The organism is Yersinia pekkanenii (genome assembly GCF_001152565.1).
Classification (GTDB): Bacteria; Pseudomonadota; Gammaproteobacteria; order Enterobacterales; family Enterobacteriaceae; genus Yersinia; species Yersinia pekkanenii.
In genome coordinates this window covers 45,353-56,134 of sequence record NZ_CQAZ01000031.1, presented here as the reverse complement: position 1 = coordinate 56,134, position 10,782 = coordinate 45,353, and the positions used below count along the sequence as shown (strand labels likewise).

Here is a 10,782-nt window from a genome sequence, read left to right as displayed (position 1 = left end):
CTCTTCCTGACCCGGCGAAGTATGTTTCGTTGTTCCCGGTCAGTGGATGCGCATTATAGGGACTTCCGCGCCGCCCGCAACCCCTAATTTGAAAAAACCTTCCGACCGCTGAATCTTTAGTCAAAACGCTGTTAAATTGACAGTTTTTGCAGCGTTGAAAAGCCATAACCCTGTAAAACGGGCAATAAAGCATCAGTATCCGCGTTCAACGCCATGCAGTAAGCAATATTTTCATCTTGAGAAGAAACCACATTTTCCTGAGAAGATATCAACCAGGCAGTACGACGGGCAATGGCTGCGCCGGAATCCACCATTCGGGTGCCTTCCGGTAGCACTTGCGCTAACTCTGCTACTAATAGAGGGAAATGAGTGCAACCCAAGACGATGGTATCTGGTGGCTCCCGCATCGCCAGCCATGGGTGAAGGATTTTCTTTAGAACTTCGGTCGGTACTGCACCACCGTGCAATTTGGTTTCTGCTAATTCCACTAGCTCGGATGAACCCAGTAGCTCAATTTTGCAATCTGTAGCAAAGCGCTCAATCAAATCACGAGTATAAGAAGCATGAACTGTGCCGCGAGTTGCAAGTAAACCTACAACACCATTACGGGTTAACCTCACCGCAGGTTTGATAGCAGGAACGACACCCACCACTGGGAAGGTGAAGCGCTCACGTAAAGCAGGGAGAGAGACGGTGCTGGCCGTGTTACAGGCGATAACCACAATTGCCAGTGGATGGCGCTGTTGTACCGCAGTGACAATTTCCCGTACGCGTTCAACAATAAACTCACCGGATTTCTCTCCATAAGGGAAAGCAACATTGTCGAAAGCATATATATAGTGGAGATCCGGCAGTAATTGCCGGATCTCTTGATAGACAGATAGCCCACCAACACCTGAGTCAAAAATCAGTGCTGTCGGGCGAGGGGCAGTATCAACCTTAGAAGTTATAGCTTCCGGTGAGGTAATACTCTCGTCCAGCGGTTTTATAGCCATAAGCCGTTTCGTAATCTTTATCAAACAGGTTAGCAATTCTACCACGAACTGTAAGATGAGAAGTAACCGGATAACTCGCTGAGACGTCGACCGTGCTATAACTCGATAATTCACGCTGAGTCGAGCTATAAGCGAGGGTGCTATTGTCATAACGTTTACCGTAATACTGATACGAAACGTCCATATCCAGATTGAATATCGTCCAATCTAATTGATACTTAGCTTGCTGTTTAGAACGATGGACCAAAACTTCATTATTCTTATCATTACGCGGATCCATATATTGCAATGTGATCTTATGATTGAGCATGCCGGTATCGAAGTTCCCTGTCCATTCAACACCTTTTATGGTTGCCGAATTGACATTGTAATACTGCCATTTGTAAGTATTTGGGACTGAGAGATAATCGATCAGGTTTTCAATTTTGTAACGATAAGCAGACAAGCGCCAGTCAAGTGGGCCAGTGACCCCTTCCAAGCCAGCTTCCCATTGGCGGGACTCTTCAGGCTTCAAATCACTGTTTGATATAATGTCGAAGCGCTGCGAACCATACTGCTGACCCAGTGATGGAGCCAGGAACCCGGTGCCATAAGACAGGGTCGCGCGATAGTCGGGGATAAACTCCCAACCTGCGGCGGTTTGCCAGGTCTCATGCCAGCCAAACTGCTCATCTTTATCTTCGCGGCCCGAGGCTTCCAGCGTCACACTACCTATCTTCTGCTGCCCGCTAAGATACAAACCGGTATTATCCCGCTTATATGCATCAGAGATAGTGGTACTCGATGAGGTCAAACGCTGTTGCTGCCAGTCAACGCCAGCACTCAGCGTTGCACTCTCAAAACTGTATGTATTACCCCATTGCACGTTACGCTGATCCATATCGTCCAGCGTAGTCGCCTCGCCATAACGCCCATATTGGCTGCTGTAGTTATAATCTTTGTATTTCTGATAGCTACCGATTAATTGAGAGGAGAAAGCCCCCGCAGCATAACGTAGCCCTGCGTCATAAGTATGGTTATATAATCGCTCCTCATCGCCACTGTAAGCAGGGGAAGAAATACTGCCAACATCGTAATCAGTATTGTTGGTGTAACCATAACCTCTGACGAAACCGGATATATCTTGGTTGAACTGATGCTCTAGCCCTGCCCAAAAATTTTTATTACGAAAACCGTCCCGATCGCTATCCACTGGATTAGGTGAGTCGGGTTTAATGTTAAAACCGTTCGTGGTTTGATAGCCGCCCGCTATCGTCGCTAACGTATCACCAAAACGTTGGCGAACGCTGCCGTCATATTGCTGGTAACCTTTAGAACCAACCCCGGCATTAATCTGCCCACCTTCCTGGTCTGACTGTGTAATAACGTTAATAACACCACCAATTGCGCCAGAACCATATACGGCAGAACGTGGCCCGCGAATATATTCAACGCGTTGCACCAGAGAGATAGGAATTTGATTGAAATCGACACTATTGAGGATACCGGTTCGCGCCAGAGGAATAGCGTCGATCAGCACTAATACATGACGGGCTTCAGTGCCACGGATATACAGAGTAGAGCCTTGGCCTAGCCCCCCCATTTGCGCAATATCCACGCCCGGCAAGCGGCGCATCACTTCATCGAGGTTTTTTGCCTGCCAGCGATCGATATCATCGCGAGTGACCACATCAGTGGGCGCTAAGACGGTAGAAACCGGTTGTTTGAAACGGCTGGCAGTTACCACCATTTCATCTTTATTACTTGTGGTGGTGCTGCCCTCGGCCCATCCAGAAAAGGCTGTCACAGAAAGGGCTGTGAACAGCGTATATTTTTTTATTGTCATGGTATTTTTAACGATCATTAAAGAAGCATCCAAGCTCATTTGGCGGATGCCGCAGTGCCATGGTCGGTATTACGCGACGACCACGAATATTGCGACGTATACCGGCAGGTCTTCGGGCTTGGGATCTCTACTATATTCTACTATATAGAGAGCGGGCGATGACTTCCCATCCTTGCGGACAGTGTCTGGTTTAAACCTATCGCCGTAGCTTCCCCTTACCGCTGCGCGTCAGCTCCGGATTTACACCGGATTCCCTTTTAACTCTTAGGTGTTTAAGTAACCGCATGAGGCCGGACCGCAATGCTACAATCAAGTAAAATAGATATCTAGACTTCCGTCTTTGTTCCATCGAATAAACACAACAAAACTGGACATCACTGCCACTTTCCCTACAATCCGCTGCAATAACCCTCTTTTATAATGGCCAGACGAGAAGAAACATGACTCCCGACATCCTGCCAACTGACAGCTACGAAAACCAATTAGCGGAAAAATCTGCCCGTATTCAGGCGATGATGTCGCCATTTCAGGCACCCACTCCGGAAATATTCCGCTCTCCGGCAGAACATTACCGCATGAGAGCCGAGTTTCGCGTTTGGCACGATGAAGATGATTTGTACCACATCATGTTTGACCAGCAGACCAAGCAGCGTATCCGGGTTGAGCAATTTCCGGTAGCAAGTCTGCTAATTAATCGTCTGATGAGCGTGCTGATGACCGCTATCAGAGCAGAACCAATATTGCGCCGTAAACTGTTCCAAATCGATTACTTATCTACCCTGAGCGGTAAGCTGATTGCTTCTTTGCTGTATCACCGTCAATTAGATGAAGAGTGGCAGCAAAAGGCACTGGAGCTGCGTGATCAGTTACGCGAACAAGGTTTTGACCTGCAACTGATTGGGCGGGCGTCAAAAACCAAAATCATGCTGGATCACGACTATATCGATGAAGTGTTACCCGTCGCTGGGCGCGAGATGATTTATCGTCAGGTTGAGAATAGCTTCACCCAACCGAATGCGGCGGTGAATATTCATATGCTGGAATGGGCGATTGATAGCACCAAGAACGCCAGTGGTGATTTACTGGAGCTGTACTGCGGTAATGGTAATTTTTCACTGGCACTGGCACGGAATTTTGCACGGGTACTGGCAACCGAAATTGCCAAGCCGTCGGTAGCAGCGGCGCAATACAATATCGCGGCAAATAATATCGACAACGTGCAGATTATCCGCATGTCGGCTGAAGAGTTTACCCAGGCCATGCGAGGTGTGCGCGAGTTTAACCGTTTGAAGGGGATTGACCTGAGCAGTTATAACTGCGAGACCATTTTTGTCGATCCCCCGCGCAGCGGGCTGGATGACGAAACAGTCAAATTAGTACAGGCTTACCCACGTATCCTTTATATCTCCTGTAACCCTGAAACACTGTGCGCCAATCTGGAACAGTTACAACACACACATAAAATCAGTCGGTTAGCACTATTCGATCAATTCCCTTATACCCACCATATGGAGTGTGGGGTATTGCTGGAAAAGCGAGATTAACGAGTAAGGTTAACGACAAACCCAACATAAAACCAAGGGCGTGAAGGGGCGACTGTCCCTTATCTCTTGATCTAGGGGCGCTAGCGCGTCGGTCGCTTACGCGCTTATATTTGAAACTAAGAGCGCCCCCCAACGGAATATTTCCCCTTCAATCGACTTTGTAAGCAGTCTGCCCTTTTCATTTGTGCCGTTGGATCAAGCGATTATTGCGGCTGCTGGTTATCCGTATCAGGCTCAACGTCAGTCTGCACCGATTTACGTGATTTCAATTTGAACAAGATCCAGAAAACCAACACCACACTGAGAATCGAAGGAACAAAATTAGAACCAATAGCCGGATACTCAACCCGCACAATAGCGCTATATAACAAAATTCCCAACAGGAAACACGCGGAGGCCAGAACTGGCAGCCCATGTGACATGGCAAAATTGAGATAACGCTGATGTAGGCAATAAACTGCCAATATTAAGGTGAGCAACGGAAAGACTGAAAAAGGCACAAACGTGCTGAATATCGTGTTAAATGAACCGTTTATTGCCAGACCAGTAATCAATGCCAGCAACAGGGTGCCGGTTTCACCACGAGATTGTTCCATCATTTTCTTTACCTTATTAAGTACGGGACACAGCGAGCTTTTCCTGCTCGCGACGATACCAATAATAAGCGCCCTTTGAGATCATCCGCAGTTGTAAGACCAGGCGTTCCTCTAACTGTCGCCGTTGTTCAATATCCACGTCCAGCGCTTCAGCACCCGCACTGAAGACAATGGTGACCATGGCCTCAGCTTGCGCTTCGGTGAAACTGCGCGGCATGTGGTTTTCCAGCTCGAGGTAATCGGCCAGCTCAGCAATAAAATGCTGAATTTCACGCGCAACCGCAGCACGAAATGCAGCGGAAGTCCCGGAGCGCTCGCGCAGTAATAAGCGAAATGCATTCGGATTATTACCGATAAATTCCATAAATGTAGATACTGACGTGCGGATAACACTGCCACCCTTGGCAATCCGCTGGCGTGCCTGACGCATCAGTTGGCGTAACATTAGGCCGCTTTCATCAACCATTGTCAGGCCAAGCTCGTCGACATCACGGAAATGCCGATAAAAGGAAGTCGGCGCGATACCCGCTTCACGTGAGACTTCCCGTAAACTCAGGCTGGCAAAACTCCGCTCAGCGCTCAATTGGCTAAACGCCGCTTCGATAAGGGAACGACGAGTCCGCTCTTTTTGTTGTGCTCTGACGCCTATAATCGTACCCAAGGGATATCCAAACTCTTAATCTAAGATACATAATAAGCAATATACCAAACTTTATAGTAACAACCGTTATACAAACGTATCTTCGCAATATTGAATTATCGCTTTATAGCGCACATTACAGTGATTTTCCCATTGTTGATTGGGTTATGTACAGGATGATGTTAATGTGGCGTTGTAATTTTGTATAAGAATAGGTCTCTCCTATATGCAACAGCACTTCCATTTTGATGCCATTGTTATTGGCTCGGGTCCTGGCGGTGAAGGTGCCGCTATGGGGCTGGTCAAACAGGGCGCCCGAGTTGCCGTGATTGAACGGTACAACAATGTCGGTGGCGGATGTACCCATTGGGGCACCATCCCTTCCAAAGCCTTGCGCCACGCCGTTAGCCGTATTATCGAATTCAATCAAAATCCACTCTACAGCGACAATGCCAGAACGATCAGTTCTTCTTTTGCTGATATTTTAAACCATGCGGATCGTGTTATTAATCAACAGACCCGTATGCGCCAAGGCTTTTATGATCGCAACCACTGCCAGATGTTTTCAGGCGATGCCAGCTTCGTTGATGCCAATACTATCAACGTGCGTTATGCCGACGGCACCAACGATACGCTGAGTGCCAATAACATTGTAATTGCCACCGGCTCACGCCCCTATCGTCCGGCAAATGTTGATTTTAACCACGAGCGTATTTACGACAGCGATACTATCTTGCAACTCAGCCATGAACCCCAGCACGTCATCATTTATGGCGCTGGGGTTATTGGTTGTGAATATGCGTCAATTTTCCGTGGGTTGAGCGTCAAAGTTGATTTGATCAATACTCGTGACCGTCTACTGGCTTTCCTCGATCAGGAAATGTCAGATGCTCTCTCTTATCACTTCTGGAATAACGGCGTGGTTATCCGCCACAACGAAGAGTTTGAGCAAATTGAAGGAACGGTTGATGGCGTTATCGTTCATCTCAAATCAGGCAAAAAAGTCAAAGCGGACTGTTTGTTATATGCCAATGGGCGCACCGGTAATACCAGCGGTTTAGGGTTGGAAAATATTGGTCTCGAAGCGGATAGCCGTGGCTTGCTGAAGGTCAATAGCATGTACCAAACGGCATTGCCCCATGTCTATGCGGTTGGGGACGTGATTGGTTACCCGAGCCTGGCCTCTGCGGCCTATGATCAAGGGCGGATTGCCGCACAAGCGATGATCAAGGGCGAAGCCAATGTTCACCTGATCGAAGATATCCCGACGGGCATTTATACCATTCCGGAGATCAGCTCGGTGGGTAAAACCGAGCAGGACTTGACCGCGATGAAAGTGCCTTATGAAGTAGGCCGCGCACAATTCAAGCACCTTGCACGCGCACAAATCGTCGGGATGAATACCGGCAGCTTGAAAATCCTGTTCCATCGGGAAACCAAGCAAATACTCGGTATTCATTGCTTTGGCGAACGTGCGGCTGAAATCATCCACATCGGGCAGGCCATCATGGAACAGAAAGGAGAAGGCAATACTATCGAATATTTCGTTAATACTACCTTCAACTATCCAACCATGGCTGAAGCCTATCGTGTAGCTGCACTTAATGGTTTAAACCGCTTGTTCTAGCTTTTCGTTGATAACTTCTGGGTTCATGCGCGGTTGCATGTGCTCACGTATTGCCTCGGCAAGTTGCTCATAGCGGCCACGCAATGGGGAGCCGGGGCGATACACCAACGCAATCGTGCGTTTTGGTACTGGTTTGTAGCATTCCAGATAACATACGCCATCACGCATTCTTTCATTCGGTACTGCCAATAAGGGCAATAAGGTAATGCCGCTACCCGCTGCAACCATGTTGCGCAGCGTCTCCAAACTGGTGGCGCGGAAATGCGTATCCTCTTCTGCACCCGCCTGGAAACAAAACCCCATCGCCTGATCGCGTAAGCAGTGACCATCTTCCAGCATCAGCAATTTTTCGCCAACCAACTCATGCATTTGTATCCGGTCACGATCCACCCACGGATGGTCTGCATAGATAGCCAAGCTCAACGGCTCGTCAAATAACGGGACTTCGATAAAAGCCTCGGTCTCTTTGACAAGTGCCAGAATGGCGCAATCCAGCTTGCCACTGTCCAACTGAGCCAGAAGATTTTGAGTCTGTGCTTCGTGTAGATACATTTCCAATTTTGGGAATGATTGATGCAGCATAGGAATGATTTTCGGTAACAAATAAGGCCCGACGGTAGGGATCAGCCCAATGTGTAACGGGCCGGACATACTCTCGCCCTGTAAGCTGGCCATCTCTTTTAGTACTTTCACTTCCCGCAATATGGTTCTAGCCTGCTCCACCAACAGCAACCCGGCTTGCGTAAACAGCACTTTACGACTGGTTCGTTCTAACAGCATCACGCCCAGCTCATCTTCCAATTTACGGATCTGGCCGCTTAATGTGGGTTGGCTGACATGGCAAGAGTCGGCGGCACGCCGGAAGTGCCTGAACTCAGCCAACGCCACCAGGTATTCTAGATCACGAATATTCATCGGTGCTCCACTTTATGATAGCCATTGACGATAGATAAGATAGCAACCAGTGATTAGAACTATCAAGTAATAAAATTAATAATGTGTCCCAACGAAGAGATAGCCGTAAAAATTTTAACATTTTATTTTTGAATTAAGGAGTTACAGATGTTTACTAGCCAAGAAGGTAAAAAAATCCCACAAGTGACCTTCCATACCCGTCAGGGCGACCAGTGGATTGACGTAACCACCGACGACTTGTTCAGCAACAAAACTGTGATTGTATTCTCACTGCCGGGTGCCTTTACCCCAACCTGTTCTTCCAGCCATCTGCCACGTTATAACGAACTGGCCGGAGTGTTTAAACAGCACGGTGTCGATAGCATTCTATGTGTATCCGTCAATGACACTTTCGTGATGAATGCCTGGAAAGCCGATCAGAATGCTGAAAATATTACTTTCGTGCCAGATGGCAACGGTGAATTTACCAAAGGTATGAATATGTTGGTTGAGAAGGCCGACCTGGGCTTCGGGCCACGTTCATGGCGTTACTCCATGCTGGTACGTAACGGCGTGGTTGAGAAAATGTTTGTTGAGCCAAATAAACCGGGCGATCCGTTTGAAGTGTCAGATGCTGACACCATGCTGAAATATTTGGCACCTGATTTTAAAGTGCAGGGATCCGTTTCTGTCTTTACTAAGCCGGGTTGCCCATTCTGCGTCAAAGCGAAACAGATGCTGCAAGAGCGCGGTATTCAGTATGAAGAAATCGTGCTAGGTAAAGATGCAACAACCGTCAGTCTGCGGGCAGTGACTGGCCGTGGGACTGTGCCGCAAGTGTTTATTGGCGGTCGCCACATTGGCGGCAGTGATGATTTAGAGAATTACTTATCTTCTAATTAATAATATTAATAGAATGAAGATAATGTGAATACCCAAAGTCATTGGAGTTGCAGCTAGGCGGCAAGTGAACTCATCCCGATGAGCTTACTTATTTTTAAGGTCAAGACCAGTAAGTGATTCGGGTGACAAATCTGCCGGGAGCAGATTTGAACGCGGCTGGCCGCGGCCTCGCAGAGGCGAGGCCCAAGGATGGGCCGAGTAAAAAATGTAGCCAACAACCCTGCAGCTTCAAATACGAAGGGTATATTTGGTAGGCTTCGGCCTACCCTTTTTCTGTTAGGAGTAGACATGAAAACCTTAAACGTTGATGTCGCCGTTATCGGTGGCGGCACCGCCGGGCTTGGCGCTTATCGCGCTGCTAAACTATCGACCCCCAATGTGGTGATGATTGAAGGTGGCGAGTACGGTACCACCTGTGCTCGCGTGGGTTGCATGCCATCCAAACTGCTGATCGCAGCGGCAGAAGCCGTGCATCAGATTGAAAAAGCGCCCGGATTTGGTATTCATCCGCAAGGTAACACCCTGATTAATGGCCGTGAAGTGATGGATCGCGTTAAACGTGAACGTGACCGATTTGTTGGTTTTGTATTGGAAGGTGTAGATAGCATTCCAGCAGCCGATAAAATTCAGGGCTACGCCCGTTTTATTGATGAAAACACGCTACAAGTTGACGATCACACCCGAATTGTCGCGCAACGTATCGTGATTGCGACCGGTTCGCGCCCAAGCTGGCCTGCGGCCTGGAATGAATTAGGTGACCGACTGATAGTTAATGATGATGTCTTTAACTGGGATGATCTGCCCAAATCTGTCGCAGTGTTCGGCCCCGGCGTTATTGGTCTGGAACTCGGTCAGGCCCTGCACCGACTGGGTGTTCAGGTCAAAATGTTCGGTGTAGGTGGTGGTGTTGGCCCGTTGACTGACAGCATCGTGCGTAATTATGCGGCGAAAACACTGGGTGAAGAGTTCTACCTTGATCCAGATGTAAAAATTGAAGTGATGCAGCGTGAAGGGGATAAGGTGTTTATCCGTTATCTGGATAAGGCTGATAAACCGCAAGAGATCATGGTGGACTATGTTTTGGCCGCCACAGGTCGCCGCCCTAATGTTGATAAACTGGGTCTGGAAAATACCTCACTCGCCCTTGATGAGCGTGGTGTGCCGCAAGCTGATCGGCTGACAATGCAAACCAGCGTGCCACATATATTTATCGCCGGTGATGCCAGTAACCAATTGCCGTTACTGCATGAAGCCAGCGATCAAGCCCGTATCGCGGGAGTGAATGCCGGAGGGTTCCCTGAAGTGGTTCCCGGCTTACGCCGTAGCCCGATTTCAGTGGTGTTCTCTGACCCACAAATTGCAATGGTGGGTTCCACCTTCCGCGAATTGTCACAAAAGTTCAGTGCATGCGGCTGTTTTGAAATCGGTGAAGTCTCTTTTGAAAATCAGGGCCGCTCACGGGTGATGCTAAAGAATAAGGGTATTTTGCGCATTTATGGTGAGCAAGGTACAGGGCGCTTTTTGGGTGCCGAAATGATGGGGCCAAGTGCAGAGCATATCGCACACTTGTTGGCCTGGGCGCATCAACAGCAGATGACTATCGATCAGATGCTAGATATGCCGTTCTATCACCCGGTCATTGAAGAAGGCTTACGTACCGCGCTACGTGATTTGCAGTCTAAGTTAAGACTGGGGACCGATGAGGCGGAACGTTGCCTGCTCTGCCCTGGCGAATAACATTTCTCGCTGGCTACTGTT

The 10,782-nt window shown here is 48.5% G+C and carries 9 protein-coding genes and 1 riboswitch; of the genes, 4 read left to right on the top strand and 5 right to left on the bottom strand.

Annotated elements, in window-relative coordinates; all coding sequences use genetic code 11:
- Nucleotides 1-131: 131 nt before the first annotated feature.
- On the bottom strand, nucleotides 132-995 hold the full coding sequence (murI, locus tag AEP37_RS15635; RefSeq protein WP_049614206.1) for a glutamate racemase: 864 nt from the start codon (nucleotides 993-995) through the stop codon (nucleotides 132-134).
- Nucleotides 940-2,838, bottom strand: a complete 1,899-nt coding sequence (gene btuB / locus AEP37_RS15630; RefSeq protein ID WP_082170827.1) for a TonB-dependent vitamin B12 receptor BtuB — start codon at nucleotides 2,836-2,838, stop codon at nucleotides 940-942. The genes murI and btuB overlap by 56 nt, the downstream gene beginning before the upstream one ends.
- Nucleotides 2,839-2,906: 68 nt before the next feature.
- Nucleotides 2,907-3,120: riboswitch (cobalamin riboswitch) on the bottom strand.
- A gap of 140 nt (nucleotides 3,121-3,260) precedes the next feature.
- Between btuB and trmA the strand changes: the two genes are divergently transcribed.
- On the top strand, nucleotides 3,261-4,364 hold the full coding sequence (gene trmA / locus AEP37_RS15625; RefSeq protein WP_049614205.1) for a tRNA (uridine(54)-C5)-methyltransferase TrmA: 1,104 nt from the start codon (nucleotides 3,261-3,263) through the stop codon (nucleotides 4,362-4,364).
- Nucleotides 4,365-4,567: 203 nt separating this feature from the next.
- Here the strand turns inward: trmA and AEP37_RS15620 are convergent, their stop codons facing one another.
- Complete coding sequence (locus AEP37_RS15620) at nucleotides 4,568-4,963, bottom strand: YijD family membrane protein (protein WP_072086323.1); 396 nt, start codon at nucleotides 4,961-4,963, stop codon at nucleotides 4,568-4,570.
- Between the two features lie 13 nt (nucleotides 4,964-4,976).
- Nucleotides 4,977-5,609, bottom strand: a complete 633-nt coding sequence (fabR, locus tag AEP37_RS15615; RefSeq protein ID WP_049614210.1) for an HTH-type transcriptional repressor FabR — start codon at nucleotides 5,607-5,609, stop codon at nucleotides 4,977-4,979.
- Between the two features lie 217 nt (nucleotides 5,610-5,826).
- On the opposite strand from fabR, the gene sthA reads away from it, so the two are divergent.
- Entirely contained in the window at nucleotides 5,827-7,227 is a 1,401-nt protein-coding gene (gene sthA, locus AEP37_RS15610) for a Si-specific NAD(P)(+) transhydrogenase (RefSeq protein ID WP_049614204.1), read from the top strand.
- Here the strand turns inward: sthA and oxyR are convergent.
- On the bottom strand, nucleotides 7,210-8,142 hold the full coding sequence (oxyR, locus tag AEP37_RS15605; RefSeq protein ID WP_049614203.1) for a DNA-binding transcriptional regulator OxyR: 933 nt from the start codon (nucleotides 8,140-8,142) through the stop codon (nucleotides 7,210-7,212). The genes sthA and oxyR overlap by 18 nt on opposite strands.
- 147 nt (nucleotides 8,143-8,289) lie before the next feature.
- Between oxyR and AEP37_RS15600 the strand changes: the two genes are divergently transcribed.
- Nucleotides 8,290-9,024: a glutathione peroxidase gene (locus AEP37_RS15600; protein ID WP_049614202.1), complete on the top strand. Its 735-nt coding sequence runs from the start codon at nucleotides 8,290-8,292 to the stop codon at nucleotides 9,022-9,024.
- Nucleotides 9,025-9,312: 288 nt separating this feature from the next.
- The gene (locus AEP37_RS15595; RefSeq protein WP_049614201.1) at nucleotides 9,313-10,761 is read left to right on the top strand and encodes a dihydrolipoyl dehydrogenase; all 1,449 of its coding nucleotides are present in this window, start codon (nucleotides 9,313-9,315) and stop codon (nucleotides 10,759-10,761) included.
- Nucleotides 10,762-10,782 lie beyond the last annotated feature (21 nt).